The 21337-nt window shown below is 47.4% G+C and carries 15 protein-coding genes; 5 read left to right on the forward strand and 10 right to left on the reverse strand.

The window, feature by feature from the left end; all coding sequences use genetic code 11:
- Positions 1–100: 100 nt before the first annotated feature.
- From AC2TDN_RS22715 to hflX, 3 genes are all read left to right on the forward strand, one after another.
- Positions 101–1312 carry an SWIM zinc finger family protein gene (locus AC2TDN_RS22715; protein WP_482067913.1) on the forward strand — a complete coding sequence of 404 codons (1212 nt, stop codon included), beginning with the start codon at positions 101–103 and terminating at the stop codon, positions 1310–1312.
- The gene (locus AC2TDN_RS22720; RefSeq protein WP_484690262.1) at positions 1309–4257 is read left to right on the forward strand and encodes a DEAD/DEAH box helicase; all 2949 of its coding nucleotides are present in this window, start codon (positions 1309–1311) and stop codon (positions 4255–4257) included. Before AC2TDN_RS22715 ends, AC2TDN_RS22720 begins: the two co-directional genes overlap by 4 nt.
- A gap of 469 nt (positions 4258–4726) precedes the next feature.
- Positions 4727–5992: a GTPase HflX gene (gene hflX, locus AC2TDN_RS22725; protein WP_484690263.1), complete on the forward strand. Its 1266-nt coding sequence runs from the start codon at positions 4727–4729 to the stop codon at positions 5990–5992.
- 775 nt (positions 5993–6767) lie between these two features.
- Here hflX and AC2TDN_RS22730 read toward each other — a convergent pair.
- Positions 6768–7688 carry an aldo/keto reductase gene (locus tag AC2TDN_RS22730; RefSeq protein WP_484690264.1) on the reverse strand — a complete coding sequence of 307 codons (921 nt, stop codon included), beginning with the start codon at positions 7686–7688 and terminating at the stop codon, positions 6768–6770.
- A gap of 108 nt (positions 7689–7796) precedes the next feature.
- A complete protein-coding gene (locus AC2TDN_RS22735; RefSeq protein WP_484690265.1) occupies positions 7797–8228 on the reverse strand; it encodes a peptide-methionine (S)-S-oxide reductase in 432 nt (143 codons plus the stop codon).
- A gap of 120 nt (positions 8229–8348) precedes the next feature.
- On the opposite strand from AC2TDN_RS22735, the gene udk reads away from it, so the two are divergent.
- Positions 8349–8984 carry a uridine kinase gene (udk, locus tag AC2TDN_RS22740; RefSeq protein ID WP_484690266.1) on the forward strand — a complete coding sequence of 212 codons (636 nt, stop codon included), beginning with the start codon at positions 8349–8351 and terminating at the stop codon, positions 8982–8984.
- Between the two features lie 132 nt (positions 8985–9116).
- Here the strand turns inward: udk and AC2TDN_RS22745 are convergent, their stop codons facing one another.
- Together AC2TDN_RS22745 and AC2TDN_RS22750 are read right to left on the reverse strand one after the other, a co-directional pair.
- Positions 9117–12626, reverse strand: a complete 3510-nt coding sequence (locus tag AC2TDN_RS22745; protein ID WP_484690267.1) for an S-layer homology domain-containing protein — start codon at positions 12624–12626, stop codon at positions 9117–9119.
- Between the two features lie 347 nt (positions 12627–12973).
- Positions 12974–14125 (reverse strand): MFS transporter, encoded by a 1152-nt coding sequence (locus tag AC2TDN_RS22750; protein WP_484690268.1) that lies wholly within the window; start codon positions 14123–14125, stop codon positions 12974–12976.
- A gap of 214 nt (positions 14126–14339) precedes the next feature.
- On the opposite strand from AC2TDN_RS22750, the gene AC2TDN_RS22755 reads away from it, so the two are divergent.
- Positions 14340–15074 carry a GntR family transcriptional regulator gene (locus tag AC2TDN_RS22755; protein ID WP_484690269.1) on the forward strand — a complete coding sequence of 245 codons (735 nt, stop codon included), beginning with the start codon at positions 14340–14342 and terminating at the stop codon, positions 15072–15074.
- A gap of 39 nt (positions 15075–15113) precedes the next feature.
- Here the strand turns inward: AC2TDN_RS22755 and AC2TDN_RS22760 are convergent, their stop codons facing one another.
- The 6 genes from AC2TDN_RS22760 to AC2TDN_RS22785 form a co-directional block, all read right to left on the reverse strand.
- Positions 15114–16211 carry a polysaccharide deacetylase family protein gene (locus AC2TDN_RS22760; RefSeq protein WP_482067922.1) on the reverse strand — a complete coding sequence of 366 codons (1098 nt, stop codon included), beginning with the start codon at positions 16209–16211 and terminating at the stop codon, positions 15114–15116.
- Between the two features lie 179 nt (positions 16212–16390).
- A complete protein-coding gene (locus AC2TDN_RS22765; protein WP_482067923.1) occupies positions 16391–17368 on the reverse strand; it encodes a right-handed parallel beta-helix repeat-containing protein in 978 nt (325 codons plus the stop codon).
- 301 nt (positions 17369–17669) lie between these two features.
- Positions 17670–18506: an alkaline phosphatase family protein gene (locus tag AC2TDN_RS22770; protein ID WP_482067924.1), complete on the reverse strand. Its 837-nt coding sequence runs from the start codon at positions 18504–18506 to the stop codon at positions 17670–17672.
- Positions 18503–19546, reverse strand: a complete 1044-nt coding sequence (locus AC2TDN_RS22775) for an ABC transporter ATP-binding protein (RefSeq protein WP_484690270.1) — start codon at positions 19544–19546, stop codon at positions 18503–18505. Before AC2TDN_RS22775 ends, AC2TDN_RS22770 begins: the two co-directional genes overlap by 4 nt.
- A complete protein-coding gene (locus AC2TDN_RS22780; protein ID WP_482067926.1) occupies positions 19543–20352 on the reverse strand; it encodes an ABC transporter permease in 810 nt (269 codons plus the stop codon). The genes AC2TDN_RS22775 and AC2TDN_RS22780 overlap by 4 nt, the downstream gene beginning before the upstream one ends.
- Entirely contained in the window at positions 20352–21272 is a 921-nt protein-coding gene (locus AC2TDN_RS22785) for an ABC transporter permease (RefSeq protein ID WP_484690271.1), read from the reverse strand. Before AC2TDN_RS22785 ends, AC2TDN_RS22780 begins: the two co-directional genes overlap by 1 nt.
- Positions 21273–21337 lie beyond the last annotated feature (65 nt).

A 21337-nucleotide genomic window follows, 5' to 3' on the forward strand; every position in this document is an offset into this window, starting at 1 on the left:
CAAGTCCAACTTCTTCAATAGCTCGCCTAGCTTCTTTAGATAAATGATATAATAACCTTATTCGAAAATAAACCTAATTCGCTCGGGAGACCTATCCTTCATGAAACCAATTGATACCATGAGCATTGCCAAGTGGCACGAGCTGTTTGAGCAGCGTACCGCCTACTTGGCTGATCATACCCGGAACCCTTCCTTTGTTAAGGAAGCCTTATCGTCCATTAACCAAATAAAACCTGCGCTTTCTCCTGCCAGCAGTGGCCTGTTCGAGCTGAGCGCCCACCTTTATGTTCTGGCGATGCTGCTGAACAAGGCACCGAACCATGCTTCGAAGCCGGGTTCTTTTATCGGCTTTCACACGCATGCCGCTATTTCCGATATGGTGAAGGCGCTTGAGCGCATATTTGAAAATAAGGCTGAAGTCGCCGATGAGCCGAGCTACTGGCAGCGCATAAACGACATACTCGCCTATTTGCGAGGGCAAATGCTGACGGAAGCCAGCACCAAACTATATTTCTACCATTCGTATATCTCGCTTTGGCGCTTTTGGATTTCCCCCTATCAGCATGATTCAAGTCTATTTGCGGACGAGCTGCAGCTGCTTAAGCAGGCACCGGATGAGCTTGGCTCAACGCTTTCCCGTTACCCGTGGCTGCTTGCTCAAAGCTGGATATGTCTCTATTTGCGCCGCGATGAAGAAGCGCTTGCACAACTGAAGGAAATGAGCGGCAGCATCGCCGTCCGTCCCGAGGATCTGTTCCCGATGCTAGCCGTGATACAAGAGGCAAAGGAGTGGCAGCGCCTAAGGAAATGGCTTGTTGCCGCTGCTCCTTTTATGGAGAATCAACGGCTGAATAGTTTGACAAGCTTTTATCACTACTGGGATAGCGTCATTGAACATATTCCCGGTGCGGAGCAGCAAATGTGGGAGCCGCTTATTCAGATGCTGCCTTATACGAACGCCATCTATGTAGAAAAGCTGCTCCGACACGCCAAATGGCAGCAGTGGATCGACTATCAGCTAAGTACAAGCAGCGAGCCGCTGGAGTATCGCGTCAGCGTATTTGCGCCAATCGAGAAACATGCGCCTGAGCTGCTGCTTCCCTTCTTTCATCAGGCAGCGGAGAGATATGTTCTGCTCAAAAATAGAGACGGCTACAAAGCGGCGGTAAAGCTGTTTAAACGGCTCGCTAAGCTATACAAAAAAATGAAGGACGAGGAGCGCTGGGAAACGTATATTACGGCCTTCGCCTCACGCAACAGTCGGCTTCGCGCCTTGCAGGAGGAGCTCCGGAGAGGAAAACTAATTCCATGAGCATACATACAAAATCCATTGCGGTTCATGTTAATTTAACGACGCATGGCGACGCCCTTCTATATGGCATAAGCGGCACGGACGACTATTTAACCGGCCTCCGCTTAAAGCAAAGCTTGTTCGCCTGGCACGAGGCCTCCTTCTACGGTACGGAGCTTGCGGTTCAGCAGGTTCAGGGACTGGAGCTCGTTCTGCTTCCTGCCGAGCAGGTTCTTCCCTTCTTCGCGGAAATGAAGCTGCTTGAGCATGTGGAGTGGGTTTGGGGAGAATTTGCGGAGCAGCTCGTTCTGCTTGCACCTTTGCTGGCTGCGGAAATCGAAGCCAAGCGCTATGTGCCAAGCTTCTCTGCCTACAGGGCGGGCAAGCTGCAATGGACTTGGGATAACGCGGCGTTACAGAAGCAAATACAAGCAGCGCTTGAGGCTGCTAACGCGGACGACGCGACTCGGGAAGGGCTGCAAGCGGCATTCTCTGCTGCCCTATTCGACGTTTGGTATGGGACAGAAACGACTGCGGCCGATTTGCGAAGAGAATATCCGCTGCTCTTCGCGAAGAATCACGCATCGTCTGCGGGCTTGGATGCGCAGGCGTGGCTCATCGCGATAGGCTGGAAAGCCGATCAAGCCCCCTTCCGTCCATTGCTGCAGCTCATAGAGCCAGAGGAAATGAATACTCTTTGGCAGCTTAAGCTCGTTCTGCAGGACAAGCTCGACCAAGCGGTGCTTGCGCCGGTTCGGCTGTCGGAAGCAGGGGAAGCATTCGGCTCATGGCCCGCTTCCTGGACGAATGCTGTGCGCGAGCGCTCTGCCGGCTGGCTGAATCGACTGCGCGCCAGCCTGCCTAAAGAGCGGCTTTCCGGGCATGCAGAGGATCTGCTGAACGCCCCCATGGCAAATGACGCTGCATGGCGCTTCCTAGCTGTGGACAGTCCACGGCTGCTGGAAGCTGGCTGGCAGGTGCTGCTTCCCGCATGGTGGGAAACCGCGAGCCGCAAGAAGCCGCGGCTTCGCGCCAAGGTCAGCACCCGTGCCGAGAGTACCGGCGAGTCTTTGTTCGGACTGGATACGCTGATTGACTTTGACTGGCGGATCGCGATCGGCGAGACCGATCTCTCCGAGACTGAATTCAACGAGCTGGTTGCCCGCAATGAGCGACTGGTCCGCTTCCGCGGTCAATGGATATCGCTTGATCCCGCGTTGCTCGCGCAGATCCGTAAAGCGATGGCTGGTATAGACCGCTCCGAGGGACTGTCCTTTCAAGATGTGCTTCAGCTGCATTTGCTAAGCAGCAGCGAAGGGCAAGAGGATGAGCAGCCTGAACAAGACTTGGAGCAAGCGCAGCGCATCCAGCTGGAGGTCGAGCTGAACGAGCATTTGATGAAGCTCGTCAGCCAGCTCAGCCAGAAGTCGGAGTGGCCTGTGCTTGATGTCCCTGCTGGGCTGAAGGCAGAGCTGCGTCCTTATCAGCGCGAGGGCTTTGCTTGGCTGTCCTTCTTGCGGCGCTTCGGGCTTGGCGCCTGTCTCGCTGACGATATGGGACTTGGCAAAACCGTACAGCTTATCGCTTATTTATTGAATCTCAAGGAATGCGCAGCACATACGGATAATCGGCTTCCTGCGCTTATCATTTGCCCGACCTCGGTTCTCGGCAACTGGCAGAAGGAAATCAGTCGATTCGCGCCATCGCTGAGCGTTATGCTTCACTATGGCAGCAGACGCCTGGAGGGCGATGCATTTCATGCGGAAATCCAGCATGTCGATGTTATTCTTACTTCATTTGCAACGGCAACGCTTGATCAGGAGCTGCTGAAGAATTTCACTTGGGAAGCGATTTGCCTTGACGAGGCGCAAAATATTAAAAACGCCCAAACCAAGCAGTCCGCGACGGTGCGCAGCTTGTCAGCCAAGCATCGCATCGCGCTGACCGGTACGCCGATTGAGAATCGCCTGTCGGAGCTGTGGTCGATTTATGACTTCATGAACCCGGGATTTCTAGGCAGCGCCCATGGTTTTCAGCAGCGATTCAGCAACCCGATCGAGAAAGAACACAATGCAGAGCGTACCGCAGATCTGCAAAAGCTCGTCAAGCCGTTTATGCTTCGCCGCAAGAAGAAGGACCCGGCAATCCAGCTCGATTTGCCGGAAAAGAACGAGATGAAAACCTATATCCACCTGACAGCCGAGCAGGGCGCACTCTATAATCAAACCGTCAATCAGCTTATGGACCGCATGCAAAAGCTTGAAGGTATTGAACGCAAAGGCGCCATACTATCTGCGATTATGCAGCTTAAACAAATATGCGATCATCCGATGCTTCTGGCGAAGGAGCAGATTGTTGAGGTATCCGCTTCGGCTGGCGCGGAGATGGATACGGAGACGTTAATCAACCGTTCCGCAAAGCTCGAACGGCTGCTCGCTATGGTGAGAGAGCTGCGGGACGAGGGAGAACGTTGCCTTGTTTTCACGCAGTATATCGGGATGGGAGAGCTGCTGAAAGCGGTGCTGCAGCAAGAGCTGCAGGAGCCGATCCTTTACTTGAATGGCAGCACATCCAAGCTGGCGAGGGATCGAATGATCGAGAAATTCCAATCGAATGCGCTGCCGCCTGCCGAGCAGCCTAACGTATTTATTTTGTCCATTAAAGCCGGAGGAGTCGGGCTGAACCTGACAGCAGCTAATCATGTGTTCCATTTCGATCGCTGGTGGAATCCCGCCGTCGAGAATCAGGCGACCGATCGCGCTTACCGCATGGGGCAAACACGCGATGTCCAGGTGCATAAATTCATTTCGCTCGGCACGCTTGAGGAACGCATCGATGAGATGCTGGAGAATAAGCAGCAGCTTAGCGAAAATGTGATTTCCAGCTCCGAAGGCTGGATTACTGAGCTTTCGACGGAAGCGCTGAAGGAGCTGTTTACGCTGCGTCAGGATTGGAACACCTCCTAAATTATCCCATTATTTTTTCAGTTACGACTTGCCGTTTGGCGATTGATTGTGCTACACTGTTCCTAATTTAAATGAACGGAGGGTTCAGTGTGATAGACTATATCCGAGTTAGGTCTTTGCGCAGCTGCTAATTGAATAGCGCCAAAGCTCTGCCTGTGTGCAGAGGACTCAGGATAGGTCTGCCATTTTAAAGGAACCCATACATTTAGGAATACGACAAAGCGTGAAGGGAACAGCCCTTTCTTGCGTATTCGCCTTTGGAACGGAATTTCCATATGCATAGAAGAACCGTAGCTCCGCAGCACTTGTGATAGGTGATTTTTCGCCTACTCCTCGGGCCGGCTTCGTTGTTTTTTGCCCATGGATGACCCTTTTTTATCTGATATCCTCTTACCCATAACTGTGAACACAGGCAGAGCTGCCTGTGTTTTTTTGTTTGACCAAATAACCTTTAAGAGGATGATGAATAATGGAACAACCGCAGCAAAAGGCGATTATCGTCGGCGTTCAGCTTCAAAATCAAACTGATTTTGCTTACTCCATGGAGGAGCTTCGCAATCTGGCTGCCGCCTGTTATATAGAAGTAGTCGATGAGCTTAGCCAGAAGGCAGCCCGCATTAATCCTTCCCATTACATCGGGACCGGCAAAATACAGGAGCTGCTTGCGCTGCTTGACGCGTATGACGCGCATGTCGTCATTTTTAACGATGAGCTGTCTCCCTCCCAAATTCGCAATCTAGAGGCCGCTTTGGAGCGGACGGTCATCGACCGGACGATTCTAATTCTAGATATTTTTGCGGAGCGTGCCAAAACAAGGGAAGCCCAGCTTCAGGTCGAGGTCGCTCGGCTTCAGTATATGCTTCCCCGCTTGGTCGGTCTGCGCGCATCATTAGGACGGCAAGGCGGCGGGGCCGGCCTCAAAAATAGGGGCGCCGGCGAAACGAAGCTGGAGCTTGACCGCAGGCGCATCGAGGAGAGAATTACCGCGCTTCAGGCTGAGCTGGATAAGCTTGTCGCAAGGCGTCAAATTCAGCGGAAGCAGCGCCAGAAGAACGAGGTGCCTGTCGTCTGTCTCGTCGGCTATACGAATACGGGAAAATCCAGCTTGATGAATGCTCTCCTTGAGAACTGCAATCCCGGCACCAATAAGCTGGTTTTTGCGCAGGATATGCTGTTCGCCACATTGGAAACATCGGTGAGAAGCATTGAGCTTCATGACAACAAATCATTTTTGCTGACGGATACGGTCGGCTTCGTCAGCCAGCTCCCCCATCACCTAGTGAAAGCATTCCGCTCGACCTTGGAGGAAGTAGCCGAGGCCGACTTGCTGGTGCATGTTGTCGACTACTCCCATGAAGACTATGAGCAGCTGGTCTCTGTCACCAATGATACACTGAAGGAGCTGGGTGCTCAGCACATTCCGACCATCTACGCCTACAATAAATGCGATTTGACAGAGCATGCCTTTCCTGCAGTGCAAGACAACAAGGTGTTCCTCTCCGCGAAGAAAAAGAGCGGATTGGATGAGCTCATCTCGCTCATTCGCGACCATGTCTTCGATGACTACATGGAATGCGAGATCTTGATTCCTTTCAGCCAAGGGAAATTAGTCGCATATTTCAATGAGCATGCCCATGTGCAAGCCACAGACTATGAACCGGAAGGAACACGTATGAAGCTGGAATGCCGCGTTGCCGATTTCGAAAGATATCGGAATGAAGTAACCGTGCTTTAACAGCTAGAATGGCTTGTTTCTTGCGTCGAAGGAATGCTGTAAGCACCTATGGGTGCTTATTGCTCCTGAACACACCTGATTTGTTGGCTTTAAGAGCACATACGTGCTTATAGCGGTCATTCGTGGTGACTCATTCCTCAAAACCAAGCTTTAAGCGCATATGTGTGCTTATTGCTCCGGAACACACACGATTTGTTGGCTTTAAGAGCATATACGTGCTTATAGCGGTAAATCGTGGTGACTCATACGTCAAAACCAGGCTGTAAGCGCATATGCGTGCTTACAGCTCCTGAACACACACGATTTGTTGGCTTTAAGAGCACATACGTGCTTATAGCGGTAAATCGTGGTGACTAATACGTCAAAACCAGGCTGTAAGCGCATATGTGTGCTTACAGCTCCTGAACAAACACGATTTGTTGGCTTTAAGAGCACATACGTGCTTATAGCGGTAAATCGTGGTGGCTCATACGTCAAAAGCATGCTATAAGCGCATATGCGTGCTTACAGCTCCTGAACACACCCGATTTGTTGGCTGTAAGAGCACATACGTGCTTATAGCGGTCATTCGTGGTTTCAAGCTCTTGTTTTCATTGAAACAAATAAAAAGAAACCGTTCATTAGTAAAGTGGAGGTTCAACCCAGCCACATACCAAAGAAACGGTTTCTTTTTTTCATTTCATATTCGATGGATCAACTGTTCCTGTCCATGAGTACATGAATAAGAACCATTTTCACAAAAACGATCTGCTCGTACCGTGAATACAGCTAGAAGCTAGATGCTGATATCCTGTGGGTGCGGCTCGGTGATTTGCTCCGCGGCTTTGGCGTTGGCTTCAACCTGCTCAGCATCCTTGCAGCCCGGAATAACGGCAGTAACCGCAGGATGCTTCAAGCACCAGGCAAGCGCCCAGCTAGCCATCGTTACGCCTTGCGGGACCTCTTCACGCTGAATATGCTCCACTTCGAGCAGCTTCAGCCGCGTGTTTTCTGCATCATGCCTGTGGCGGACGTCCGTTTCGCCGAAGGTGGCGCCAGGCTTATATTTGCCGCTCAAATAACCGCTCGCGAGTGGAACACGTGCAAGCACGCCCAAATCCTGCTGCTGGCAGGACGGGAATACGCGCTCTTCCGGCTTGCGGTCAAGCCTGTTATAGACGACCTGTATGACGCGTGAGTTCACTTTGGAGGAAGCCTCCGTTTGATGAAGGTTGTCATTGCTTCCAATCGACGTACCTAGAAAACGGATTTTCCCAGCTGCTATTTGCTTATCCAGCGCAGTCCACAGCTCATCGTTGTCGAAGGACTGATCCGGTCCGGAATGGAATTGGTACAGATCAATGTATTCAAGCTGCAGCGCCTTCAGCGATGCATCCAGTTGAGCAATTACTCCCTCAGCATTAAACGAATCGGTGCGCGTAAATCGCTCGTGGAAGTGATGACCGAACTTTGTCGCAATGATCCAATCCTCGCGATTGCGGCGGCTGATATAATCACCGATCAAAGACTCCGAGAGATGATCGCCATAGCATTCTGCGGTATCAATGAGATTAATGCCAAGCTCATGTCCTTTATCGAGAATCATATCCGCTTCCTTTTGCGAATATTCACGGCCCCATTCTCCTCCAAACTGCCAGGTTCCAATACCAATGACGGATACATTTAACCCTGTGCTTCCCAGTCTTCTATACTTCAAGATCACCACTCCTTCGATTTGATCTAATGCCTGTCTCATTCATCTTACCATTTTAATCCATACGTAAGAAATAGCTTGGTCAGCCTATCTGCGAAAAATAAGCATTTCCTACCACCTTATTTGCTTGATTAGCTCCACCATTCTCTTCTTAAATTCCAGTTGAAGCTGCCATTTCTCGATCTCGTTCACGATGCGCTCCAAGCTTGTATACCCTTTAGCCAAGCCATTCAAACGGGCCGCAACGGTGGAATTGGTCAACTCTTCATGAGTGGGATACCATTCACTGAGCTTCTCAACGGCATTCGGGAACCTCTTCAAATAATATTTTTGATGCCTATCCTCGGCGAGGTGAAAATTTGAATAGGGAGCAATCTCCGTATCGGGCAAGCTTTTGCCCCGATCTACCCTGTTTTTCAAAACACGCTGAATCGCTTCTTGCTGCTGTCCGCTCGTATAAAACAACAGCGACTTATATTGCCGTCCTTTATAATGCAAAAACGATGGTTCGATATGGTTAGCCTGATTGTCCGAATGGTTCATTTGTTGCCCTCCATACGCTTGATTGTACGATCGAGATGAAAAAAAGTGAATGCTGTGCTACAATACTAAAATTGCTGAAATAGCACCGGCAACACTTTTAGGGAGGTTTATTTAATCGCCATGCTTATTATTGGAATCGCCGGCGGCACCGGATCCGGCAAAACAACGGTTGCGCGCTCTGTAATCGATCGTCTTGGATCGGAAAAAGTCACTTTCATTTCCCAGGACAACTACTATAATAACCCTATACATCTTAGCCTGGAAGAACGCAAGATGATCAATTACGATCATCCCTTATCCTTTGACATCGAGCTGTTGACCCACGACCTTCTTCTTCTTAGGGAAGGCAAAACTGTCTACGCGCCGGTCTATGACTTTTCCCTTTTCGCACGTGTCTCGGGCGAGTCGGTAGAGCTTAAACCGAACAGCATCGTCATTCTTGAAGGACTTCATGTGCTGTATGAAGAGAGTATCCGAAAGATCCTCGACATCAAAGTATTTGTTGATACAGACCCCGATGTCCGTATTCTCCGGCGGGTGCTTCGGGATATCGAGGAACGCGGCCGTACGATTCAGTCCGTTCACGACCAATACTTGAAGACCGTTAAGCCGATGCACGAGGCCTTTATCGAGCCGTCCAAAAAATATGCCGACCTGATCATCCCCGAAGGCGGGCACAATGAGGTTGGCATTCAATTGCTGTCCATATTGACTGAAAAATATTTGACCGATGATACGGTATTGACTGACGTTTAGTTGATAATGAACAATAAAAGAACCTTCAGCTCACTTTTTGAGTGGCTTGAAGGTTCTTTTTCACATCTGATAGGATTGATTCAATTGACTTACTCTTTTGAAGAAGCCCAATTGAACCGATGAAACGTAAGTTTAGATATGCAAGCTATCAAGCAATCTGTAAATCATTGCAGCAGCTTCTGCTCTGGTTGCTACGCGATTTGGTTGGAACGAATGATCGTCATTCCCTTTCAAAATGCCCGCAGCTACAGCCGTATTAATGGAGGCTTTCGCCCAAGCTGGAATTGCTGCAGCATCTTTAAACGAATGCTTCGCGCTTGCCTCTTTGGCATTCAAAGCGTTCGCGATCATCACAGACATTTCTGCGCGTGTAATCGTTTGGCTCGCTTTGAAGAACATTTTGCCATTTTGCTCGTAGCCTTTCAAAATGCCTGCTTTTACAGCAGCGGCTACTTCAGCTCTAGCCCATGCAGGAATGTCGCTGTTATCCGCAAAGCTTGTATTTCCTGAAGCAACCGGAAGACCCAGTGCCCCTACAATCATTTTCGCGAATGCTGCGCGTGTTACGGTCGCTGCAGGACGGAATGTGTTGTCCTCATAACCTTGAATAACATTCATGCCAATCAAACGATCCGTATATGGTGCTGCCCAGTTCGTCTTCATATCGGAGAGCACTTTCGGCTCAGCTTGGAAAACCGCAAATTTTGTAAAATGATTAACGCTGACTGCGATTGTACCATCTGCTTTTACTTCTCCGCCGACATAAATCCAACGTTTTTGCTGCTCGTGGTAGTAATAGACAGCCGGTTTCTTGCCCGATTGAACTTGCTCCGGCTTGTAATTGAAGCTGATTTCGACAGGCTTGTTGAACTTGCTGCCTGACGTGCTTATGAACTCAACCGTTTGGCTAAGCGATTCAAGCTTGCCGGCCGAAGGGACTTTGCTTTCTTCTACTACCTTCACGCTGATTTTTCCGTCAGCAGAAAGCGCGTCGGCTGGTACTTTGAAGACTACAACATCTTTAACTGAACCTTCTGTACCTTTAGAAGCATCCAAATCTACCTCTACCGCAGTAACAGGCTTCTCTGGCTTCGGCTCCGGCTTTGGATCTGGTTTTGGCTCTGGCTTTGGCTCTGGCTTTGGATCAACTTTCGGCGGTGGCGTTGGAGTCGGACTTTTTTCATTCACTTTGACTGTACGCGTTACTACATCCGCAGCGTTCCCTGCGCGATCTGTTACGTTATACATCACCGTATATTTTCCGACTATCGATGTGTTAACCGATCCTGTAATTTTTACCTTATCGAGTGGATCCAAATTATCCGTTACTTTCGCACCTTGCTCAACATAATCCTTCCCAACGGTCATATTGATAATCTCATTTCCAACAAGAGTAATGACCGGTTTTGTGCGGTCAATGTTGGCATTAAAAGACCACGAGATGTCGTTGCCGATCGTATCTGTTGCTTTGAACCGCAGCGTGTTCTCGCCTTCCTGCGACACGGTTATCTTGGTGTCGTTTGTGTAAGGCAAATAAGTTTTCCCGCCATCCATGGACAAGGACAATTTCGAAATGGTAACCGGCGCGTAGACGGAAGCATATACGCTTGCAATCACGTTTTTGTTCGTCCAATCGCCACTTTTGTAAATTTGGTCATCGTCTGTCTTTAGCGAACCTTTAAGCGTTAATCCTGCAGCGTTTTCCGCACCCTTCACCGTCGCATTAAATACTTTGGTATTAGTGACATTGCCGCGCGTTGACGTTGCAGTCAAGGTAACTGATGTATCATTTTTCGGACGGAATACAATCTTACCATCATCGCCGAGCACCAGATGGTTCGAGCTTTTCCATGAAAGACTCGCATTAAACTTCCCAGTTTGCGGCAGCTTAATATCCGATTCAAGTGCGTTCGTATTTCCCAAATCAATTGCACTCAGCGTTTTGCTAACTGCTTCACTATTGTCGTTCGGCACGCTTGTAACGAAGATTGGATTCGAATAGAACCACAGATCCTTATAGTTCCGATCATTAACTTCGTTAAACCGTTTCAAATGCATTGCTTTGTCGCCATTTCCATCTTTAAGCGTTTCGTCATCATTCGTTTTATTGTCAATTAGCGGTTCGCCGTTTTCTGTTTCACCAGCTACATTGACGTCAAGATTTGTTCCTCTAAGTCTGAAATACTGGTTCTTGCTTGCAGAGCCTAGATTATACGTAATGACATTATAGCCTTCCGCATCCGTTGTCCAGTCTTTGCTCGTGAATCTTGCAATGACCTTCGTCGAATCATTCGTATCTTTGTTGTAGCCAACTGTTCCAGGTGTAGTCATGCCTGTGACATCGCCAGCAATCAGATCAACATGATCTACATAAACGGCATTAGTAACACTACTTGTATGAGTATATTTTGCATTTACGCTTGAATCATCACTTTTAATGACAGCATAGTTGTTTGTATTAGGGCTTTTAAAACGAATCGTAAGCTTGAGAGAGTCGCCTTCTTTCACTTTAAGGTCTTGTCCCATCTCGCCTATGCTTGTTTCGTTTGTAATATTGAAATCTAATGCATTGATCAGATCGCCATGTACCGAGAACGATTTGCCTGATTTCATGCCTTTGAGCACTGCCGCCATATCATTGCCTTCTACCCAGGTATAGTTTTTCGAATACTCACCCGGCAAGTAGCCGCTGGAAAATTCACCGTTTGCTACTTTAAAATGTGAATCCGAGTTGGCAAAATTCCAGAACTTGCGTCCTTCACCAAGCAGAGAATCCCATACGCCGCCAACCTTCGCAACCATATAGTCAGTGCCGCCATAGGTCTTGTTTTTCGGATTGTTTTGATTCAGCCCGCCTCGGTCTGGCTCCATCTGATTTCCTGGCATGCCCTCCATCCCGAAAACGATGTTTGGAGCGATATTATTGAAATCGCGAAGATCAGAAATTTGAAATATTGTTTTCCCATCTCTTAATTTTCTTGATGGGTGATTTACAAACATGTAGCTTGTATTTTCATAATTCGTTTTCAGCCACTGCACAGCAGTCCGAGCATCCGCAGCATTTGAAAACGCCCGGTTATCCTTCTGATCCCATACAATTCTATCCTCTAGCTTAAACATATTTGCATCACGATTCGAAAACAAATATTCAAACTGGCTCGACGCCTTCATGCTATCATCCAATATGCCTACTCCCATATGATCATAAGTCGGCATATCCCACTCAAAGCCTGTAAACGTAATTTTGCCTGGATATTTACCAGAGTCTTTGAGCTGCTTGATTTTCTTAGTCTGATAGTCGACGATGGCTTGTGAGAGCGGAATCGGTCCGCCTGAAATATCATGTCCTTCATCATCCCGCCTCGAAGTTCTTAGGTGGTCAGCTATTGCAAGCCAGTCCAAGTCATAAGTCTCAAAAGCAGCATCTAACGTTTGTTGAAGTGATAGCTGCGCATCATCGGAATTGAAGGTGTGGGCATGATATTCACCCGTCATCCATTTTCCGTTGCTGCCTGCGCCTACGGTCTTTACATCTTGTATGTCAGTTGCTGCATATGCGGTTGTCGATGTGAAATTTTGTCCTAAAATGCTTGCAGATAGGATGACAGCTGTTGCCAGCTTGGCCCACTTACTAGATAACATGTTATAAACCTCCGTTATAATGTTGTTCGTACATTTGCCTATAGCATGCTATGCTACTAGTGCTGACCTCCAATTCTGTTTTTTTTGATACATGTTTAAAGTAATAGATTGTCCCCTTCTATGTCTATATGTTTGGAGCAAACCATACAATTTCTTAACAAAGTCATTTTCCAGCAAATAAAACAAATAAAAAAATATAATATAAGTATAATATTGTAATTTAATAATGCTGAGAGATTATGGATGCAAACGAAATGCAACGTTGATGTTCGAATGGTTGACAAGAAAAAAGGCCGCTCTCGCAAGAGACGACCTTTGTCATTCAACTTTCTAGCATCCGCTCGACATTAAGCTTCAAGAGCCGGCACGACAGATTTCTGGTGATTCTTGTTCACTATAAAGAGCAAGGAAGCCGCCATACATAAACCGAACAAAATTAAATATAGAGACTGTGCCCCAAAGCGATCGACAACCATTCCTCCCATCGCATTGCCGACAATGCCTCCAAGGCCCCATGTTACTGCTGCATAAACCGTTTGCATTGTCGCTTTCGTTCCCTCTGTCGCATAGCTATGTACAATTTCTACAGATGTGCCAGCCACGAAGGCAAACGCAATTCCATTCAACAGTTGAGCCGCTAGTGTCAATGAGACGTTAGCGAAACTAAACATAGTGAAAAATTGGATACTATAAATCAGAGCAGCTATGCATAGCAGCTGATATCTGCCTATTCTTTTGCTAAGCTTGGTCGCTACCCAGAACATAGGCACCTCAATTAAGGCAGCAATCGCATATGCACTTCCGATCCAGCTCTTATTAAAACCCAATTCCTTAAAGTATAACGGCAAGAAGTTCATATTAATGGATGCGGACATCATCATGAACATGCTTGTGATTACAAATATCATAAAGCGCTTATTGCGAACAACCTCGCCCATTTGTCCGAATATCGTCACTCTTTTACGAGTAATCTGGGCTGAAGGAAGCAGCATAATCGCCAAGCAGACCGTTATATTTAAGACGATATAGTAAATGAAAATATCGTTGTAGCCGAACTTTTCATATAGAATGCTTGAAGCGAAGGTCCCTATAGCAAAGCTTAACGCGCCCCACAGCCTAACGCTGCCGAATGAAAACCCTTTTTGGCTGGCAATCTCCACCGCCATGGCATCGCCAATCGGTCCTCCAGAGGATTGAAACCATGCGAAAAAAACGGATAAAACGAGTATAGCCGCGAGTCCATTCATAAAATAGAATCCCAAACTCAGTACAGGAGCCGCTATGGCGCAAACCATCATGATTTTCCGCGGATTGTTAATACGATCGTTGATCATACCCATAACGGGCTGGGCAACGATACTTACCAAAGCCCATAACGACAAAATGAGACCAACCGTGGTGTGGCTAAAGCCTCTGTCGCTAAAATAAAGGCTCGTATACGGCATAACAACGGACATGGACAGAAAAAATAAAAAATAATAGCTTGCTAATGACTTCACCTGAGCTTCTCCTCTTTTCCACAGCAAACTGACTTATGTGTTAGCTATTCACCCATTTGTAGTAACAACTGATTAAATTATAATATTCATCATTACCTTTTGCAAATGAAAAACATTTGTTATTATCTTCAACCTCATACTGAACATGGTTATTGCATTTCAGAACAACTCACCCTACAATGGCAATAACTAGATTAAGCTGGGAGGGATTCGGATGTCTGAGTCAAAACATTCATCTCTATATGCACAAGTCAAGAACAAGCTGTTGGAGGATATCCGTGCTGGCGTATATCAAACCGGCGACAAGCTGCCCACCGAGCCCGACCTCTGCAGCATGTATGGAGTCAGTCGAACGACCATTCGGTTAGCAATGCAGCAGTTGTACTTGGAAGGGCATATTCGCAAAGTACAGGGCCGAGGCACGTTTGTCACAAATAATAAAATTACGCATCGCACGCTTGCTCCATTGCATAGCTTCGCGGATCATATGCAGGAGCTTGGAAAACGGTCAGCGAGCAAGGTGCTCGAGACCGGCGTTATTCCCGCAGAACCGCCCTTTGACCATTTGCTTCAAGTACCGGCCCAGTCCCCCATTACTAAAGTTAATCGCCTGCGTCTCGCCGATGATGAGCCGGTTGTCTATGAAATGTCTTACATTCCTTGGCATGTGGCTCCAGCCCTCACCAATGAAGATTGCACCGGCTCCTTGTTTAAGCTTCTGAAGGAGAAGTATGGCAAGCCAATCCTTCGTTCTGTGGAAACGATTGAGCCCATTATCGTTGAACCGGATATCGCCGCATTGCTGCAAATAAAAGCAGGCTCCCCCATTTTCCGTATGAAAACCGTCGCTTTCACCAAAAAGGACGCTCCCGTTGAATATAGTATTGGTTACATCCGCAGCGACGCTGCAAGCTTCGTTATTGATCGCAGCTATCCGACTGAAATGTAAGACAGAAGGGGCCGCCTATAAATTGGCTGCCCCTTTACTTTATTGATCTTCCAAAATCTCAGATTGCCAGCCTAGCTGCCTGCACATTTGGTTTATTCTACGAATATCATGCCTTGCCTCAATTCGTGTCAAGCCAAGTTTTGCCGCAGTCTCCGCAGCCCAGCGCAGCAAATAGACCAACGTATCAGCCTGCGCCTCCTTTGCCGCGAAATCGAGTAATACAAGCGTGTCTTTCATGACGCCTGCGCGAACATAACCCCAATAAGAACCGCTAAATTCCCACAAATGAAACAATTGACGATCCTCAATAATGCGAAACTCATGAAGAGAATTTTCCAGATGCTTAAGCCATTCACATTCGGATTTGAAATACAGCGTATATTGCCGAATATGCCAATCTATACTTTGGGCTGCCAGCTTTACAAGCTCCTCACGGTTTTTTAGCGGAACCCAATTTTCCGCGGGAAGATCCAGCTCAGCAGGAACCTCGACTGTAACTTTCCAAGACTTATGACCCGCTGCTAGTCCAAGAGAGTCTAGCAATTCAGGTACGCCTACGGCTTTCAGACCTCTTTGCTTTGCAATCCGAATTAACTCTCTTAAGGCCTCTGGAGAGTGCTTCGCTATATCATTGCTGTGCATAACGACAATCGCCCCGTTAACAAGGCCGGGCTCAACCTTTGCAACGATATTCTCAGCAGGTACGCCTGCCCAATCTCCGGAGTCGATTCCTTCAATATCCAGATATCCGTTCCACTCAGCCAGCCATTCTAGATTTTCCTCCCGGTACGAGCAATAAGGAAAACGCATAAAGGTTGGACACGGTAGGCCTGTTGCATCCTGATAAGCCAGCTCAGTCAGCTTCAGCTCCTCTAGAAAGACAGACTTTGGCACCTGCGCCATCCGGCGATGATGATACGTATGGGGGGCAAGCACATGTCCTCGGGAAAGAATTTCTCTCGCCTTATTCGGGTACCTGTCGATCCATTCTCCGGTGAAGAAAAAGGTACCAATGGCATCTTCCTCCTCTAGAACATCTAGCCACAGTTCCAGTGGGAGCTGGGAAGGACCGTCATCAAAGGTAAATGCGCAGATTGCCTGGTTGGTATTTCCCTTCCAAACTGCTTCAGCCGTCATGTTGCCGCCTCACTTCTATCGTTTTATACCCTGTATTATAGACGAGGTTCTACCGCGATTCTAATATTGTCCTCTTCACATCTAATACAATCTTACTATTATTAAGGAAGGCGGCATGCAAAAAAAGGAAGGAGGCTTCGGCCTCCTTCCCCATTCCACACTTGCTTAATTGATAAATCTTATTTAACCGTAACACTTCCTTTATACATATTGCCAGCAGGCAAGCGCTTATTTCCTGAAGCAGTTGCCGAAGTTCCGCCGCTTGCATTGACCACATATGCGCTGCTGTTATCTAGATGGAACGTATTGTTTGTGATCTGAATATTGACGCCGTAGCCGTTAACGATCTTATGAATTTGAATGGCGTCAACGACTTTACTGTTATTGTTGCGGTAACCCGTGTTGTTGCGGATAATGACATTTTTACCCTTTACATCGATAAAGCTGTCATCCACATGCACATTGCTGATGCCAGTGCCATTAAACGTATTGTTTTCAATTAAGGTTCCTGTTGTTCCCTCTTTGATATCGATGCTCTCGCCTCTTACGTTCGGCCCGATTTTCACATTGCGGATCGTGTTGTTATTTGTAGCTTTATTGTATTTTCCCCAATCCTTTTCTGCCGTTCCAATATAGACGCCTTCCCCGTAGCCTGGCGCCGTTTTACCCGTATCATGAATATAGGAGTTTTGAATAGTTCCGTTTGAGCTGCCATCGCGGAAATGAACCCCTTCCGCTCCAATATCGTAGACTTCAACGCCATCGAGTATCGTATTGTTCGAATTGTCGAGTACGATTCCTTTTGCCGAATTTCTTATTTTAACATTTTTCACCGTCCAGTAATCCCCAGTGAGATGTAATTCATAATCGCTATTAATGCTCGGACCAGACAATATGGCAGGGTTTGTAGTACTTTGGCTTCTTAATACGATCCGATTGGATGCGGTTCCATTTGATTTGGCAGAAAAGATTCCTGTGTACGTTCCTGGTGCGAGTACAATTTCATGCCCCGGTTTGGCATTAGCCAAAGCAGTTTTCAGACCTGCAGCCGTACTCACATTAATCGTCGTAGCCGCTTGCACCGGAATGGAGTAGAGGGATAGCAGCACCCCTACCGAAGTAACAAACGTTAAAGCTTTACGAATTTTTTTGTTCATAACGAAACAGCTCCTCATAATATTAGATTTTTTTGATACTTCCTTACAATAAAATTAAAGCGCTTAAACTTTAAAACGTGTAAAACACCTCCTACACTACCTTTTTTTATATTATAAATATAATTCCACCATTTCACTAGATGCTTAGGCACTATAATATACATCTATTTACAGTTTAGTGGACACTATTTTCCTCGGATTTAGTCGGTTTTTTAGGTTTAGGTTGCTTAAAGAACAACAGAAAGAGGAAGGAGGCTGAGCCTCCTTCCTTTGTTCTGCAAACTGTACTTTCTTGGTGTGGCTATCCCTTGCTGCTTTGAACTTTCCAGTTGATCATCGCCTCAGATTGTTTCAGTCCAAGGTAGTGGCACATTAACGGAGCAAGCAGAAGCTGTGGTACAGTTTTGCTATTTTTTTTCATTGGCCATTGAGGAGGTTCACCGCAAATATAGAGCGGTACATGCCGCTCCTCGTCTTCCGTCCCGCCATGATAACCAGTCGCATTCATCCCATGATCGGCAGTCACGATAATTCGGTAGCCTTGCGATAGCCATAATGGAACCAAAGTTGCAAGCATGCCATCAATTGCACGAACCGCTGCTTCATATTGCTTGCTTTCCCCGCCGTATTTGTGTCCCACGTCATCAATATTCATCGTATGGATGTATAAGAAATGAGGGTCATAGGTTGTACGCAAATATTCGGCGTCAACGAACAAATGACTGTCCGGATAGTGATCCTCGAAATAGAAAATACCATGTTGAATCGGCTTGCTCTCGTCATGCTGATGGCGATCTGCGATGATGTTGTATGGCGCTGAATTATACAGCTCGCTAACCCAGTGATAAGCTGCAGCAGCCGTTCTTAAACCTGCGTTGGATGCGAGATGGAACACGCTCTGCTCCTGGCTTAATCTCACAATATGATTAGCCGTGATGCCGTTTCTCGCAGCTGGCGTCCCCGTTAGCAATACTTCGTACAGCGGACGCGAAAGACTCGGAAGCTCAGATTGAACCTGATAACAATTGACCTGTCCTTGCTCAACAAGATGCTCCATGTAACCTAAATATTTTCGTGCGGAATCATATCTTAATCCATCAAGGACAACGACAATCAGCCTTTGTGAGGTATCGATCATGCTCCCTCCCTCTCCAGATGCAAGAGCTGGGAATGATCCAAGGCCAAGCTTACACGACTATTTTCCCCTAATCGCAGCGAACGGCCGTCGTTAAGCGCATCGATAGTCAGCCTTACACCTTCTGCATCTATCGCATATCGGATAATATTGCCGAGTATGGAGACCGAATAGATCGTCCCATCGACAATACGTTTACCCTCGCTTAGCGCTTCATTACGTGCTTCCTCACTCAAGAGAATAACCGATTCAGGCCGAATAGCGAAGCTTTCCGCTGAACTGTCCACCTGCTCAAACAGTCTTAATGCCTCAGGTTTGGTCAATACGTTGTAGCTTCCCATGAAACGAGCAACAAACTCCGTTTTTGGCGCGGAGTAGATCTCTTCCGGGGCTCCCTCTTGCACAATGCTTCCCTTATTCATGAGACATACCCGATCGGATAAAATTAACGCTTCTTCTTGATCATGCGTTACAAATATCGTTGTCATATTAAAACGTTTCTGAATATCGCGGATTTCTGTCCGCAAATTTTTACGGATTTTGGCATCCAACGCGCTCAGCGGCTCATCGAGCAGAAGTACTTTAGGCTGAACGGCTAGAGAACGAGCAAGCGCTACACGCTGTTGTTGGCCGCCCGAGAGATGCTGGGGGTAGGCATTTCGCTTATCTTCAAGATCAATAATAGCAAGCAATTCCTCCGACCGTTTTGTTCTTTCTGCTTTGGCGACCCCTCTCATTTTCATCCCGTATTGGATATTTTCACTGACGGTTAGATTGGGGAACAAGGCATAGGATTGAAAGACCATTCCGATTTCCCGGTTGCGAGGCGGAAGATTCACGATATTTTTTTTATCTAAAATAATTTGCCCGCCATCTATTTCCGTCAGGCCTGCAATACAGCGAAGCAGCGTGCTCTTCCCGCAGCCCGATGGCCCGAGCAGCGTCACGAGCTCTCCCTCGCGGATTTGCAAATCAACACTGTTCAGCACATTTGTGCTGCCAAATTGCTTATGAATGCCCTGCAGTTCCAAATACGCGTTCATCCTTGAATCCCCTTATTCATTTTTTGGCCAAGCTTCATTAGGATCATAGATAGCACTAAAATAAATATGAAATAGGAAATCGCGATTGCACTGGCCATGTGTCCGCTTTCTCCGAGCCGTTGATAAAGGTAAACCTGTATCGTATGAATATGTCCGCCGACCAGCATATTGGTCAGGACAAACTCGCCGAATAGCACGGAAAAAGATAATAATATTGAGGTAATAACGCCCGGCCATATGTTCGGCAGGATTACGTTAACGAACGCTTTTGTTCGACTAGCACCAAGCATTTCTGCTGAGTTAAGCAGATCAACCGCTGACACGGTAAGCAGGCTGTTGCGAATACCTTGATACATATAGGGAAGAATGACGACAAAGTAGGCCCCTATTAAAATATAAGCTGTTCCAGCAATATCAATTGGACCGGAGGAGTAAGCACGAATGAGTCCGACCGCTGCCACGACGCCAGGTACAGCGTATGGAAGAACAACGATCCCCTTCATAAACGTCTCCCACTTTGGCAAGTAAACCGTAATGATAAATACGGCAGGCAGCATAATGACCAAGCTAAGCGCTACGCTTATAGCACATAAATATAGAGAGGTCCACAGCGCATCCAGAAACCGAATATCTTGAAACATCTCGCTGAACCATTCCGTCGTCCAGCGTGTAGGAAGGATGGTCGTCTGCCATTCTTTGGCGAACGCATAGATGAGAGTACCTAGTAAGGGAAGCAGCAAATAAATCATGAGCGCCAGCATCAGCAGCCGATGCGTCAAGCCCGTCTTCTTCACGGTGTTCGCCATCACAGCTCCTCCTTCACAACGGCCGCCAATTGTCGCATCGATTGCCGGCGCTTACGGACTTTTACTGTGGATGAATTCGATTGAAACAATTGGGAACGCTGGACCATTTTATGATTAAGAAAAACGGCCAATAAGGTAGACAACGCTAGAATAACCGCAAGGGCATTGCCAAGCTGCGGCTCGTTCACAACATCACCCGATACGAGGGAGCCAATCCTAATCGCAAGCAAATTATAATTTCCCCCGACCAAAGCATAAGCCGTTGAATAAGCGCCCATCGCGTTCGCGAAGAGAATGCCTAGCGTTCCGAAGACGGCTGGCGTCAGAACCGGTATGCCGATTGTGGTCCAAAATTTCCAATTGCTCGCTCCGAGCAGAGATGCCGCCTCTTTCCATTGATCGCGAATCCCATAGAAGGAGGGATACAGCAGCAGCAAGGCAAGCGGAACCTGAAAGTAAACATAAACCAAAATAAGTCCTGTCCAGCTATACAAATCAAAATCGGTAAATACATCCCAGCCCCACTGCTTAAAAAGGAGCGTAAATACCCCATTGCTGCCCAGCAGGATAATATAAGCAAAGGCGAGCGGAACACCTGCAAAATTCGAGGTCATATTGGAGAGCATAAGTAGCCGATCACGCATCTTTGGCGAGAATCGCGTGATGGAGTAAGCGCAAATGAGTCCGATAACGATACCAATCACACTTGCGGATAAAGAAATGAGCAGGCTGTTCTTAATCGCTTTTAAATAGTACTCACTTTGAACAATTCTAGTGTAAAAGCTGAACGTAAAGCCCGAACCATCTTCCTGTTTTAAGCTCCCGGTCAGCATAGACATGATCGGAGCGAATTGAAACGCGACAATCATCACTACAAAAGGGACTAGTCCCAGAAATATCCACCGATTTCTACGCCTCATGCCTGCATACTCTCCTCCTAATAAATAAAAAGGGGCGTCTTCGACAAGAAGACGAAGACGCTCCC

This window comes from Paenibacillus sp. Y660 (assembly GCF_057221575.1).

What these genes read in the sequence shown, in the direction of transcription:
- AC2TDN_RS22715 (WP_482067913.1), top strand. Translation starts at nt 101, where the DNA reads ATGAAACCAATTGATACCATGAGCATTGCCAAGTGGCACGAGCTGTTT.
- AC2TDN_RS22720 (WP_484690262.1), top strand. Translation starts at nt 1,309, where the DNA reads ATGAGCATACATACAAAATCCATTGCGGTTCATGTTAATTTAACGACG.
- hflX (WP_484690263.1), top strand. Translation starts at nt 4,727, where the DNA reads ATGGAACAACCGCAGCAAAAGGCGATTATCGTCGGCGTTCAGCTTCAA.
- AC2TDN_RS22735 (WP_484690265.1), bottom strand. Translation starts at nt 8,228, where the DNA reads ATGAACCATTCGGACAATCAGGCTAACCATATCGAACCATCGTTTTTG.
- udk (WP_484690266.1), top strand. Translation starts at nt 8,349, where the DNA reads ATGCTTATTATTGGAATCGCCGGCGGCACCGGATCCGGCAAAACAACG.
- AC2TDN_RS22745 (WP_484690267.1), bottom strand. Translation starts at nt 12,626, where the DNA reads ATGTTATCTAGTAAGTGGGCCAAGCTGGCAACAGCTGTCATCCTATCT.
- AC2TDN_RS22755 (WP_484690269.1), top strand. Translation starts at nt 14,340, where the DNA reads ATGTCTGAGTCAAAACATTCATCTCTATATGCACAAGTCAAGAACAAG.
- AC2TDN_RS22760 (WP_482067922.1), bottom strand. Translation starts at nt 16,211, where the DNA reads ATGACGGCTGAAGCAGTTTGGAAGGGAAATACCAACCAGGCAATCTGC.
- AC2TDN_RS22765 (WP_482067923.1), bottom strand. Translation starts at nt 17,368, where the DNA reads ATGAACAAAAAAATTCGTAAAGCTTTAACGTTTGTTACTTCGGTAGGG.
- AC2TDN_RS22770 (WP_482067924.1), bottom strand. Translation starts at nt 18,506, where the DNA reads ATGATCGATACCTCACAAAGGCTGATTGTCGTTGTCCTTGATGGATTA.
- AC2TDN_RS22775 (WP_484690270.1), bottom strand. Translation starts at nt 19,546, where the DNA reads ATGAACGCGTATTTGGAACTGCAGGGCATTCATAAGCAATTTGGCAGC.
- AC2TDN_RS22780 (WP_482067926.1), bottom strand. Translation starts at nt 20,352, where the DNA reads ATGGCGAACACCGTGAAGAAGACGGGCTTGACGCATCGGCTGCTGATG.
- AC2TDN_RS22785 (WP_484690271.1), bottom strand. Translation starts at nt 21,272, where the DNA reads ATGAGGCGTAGAAATCGGTGGATATTTCTGGGACTAGTCCCTTTTGTA.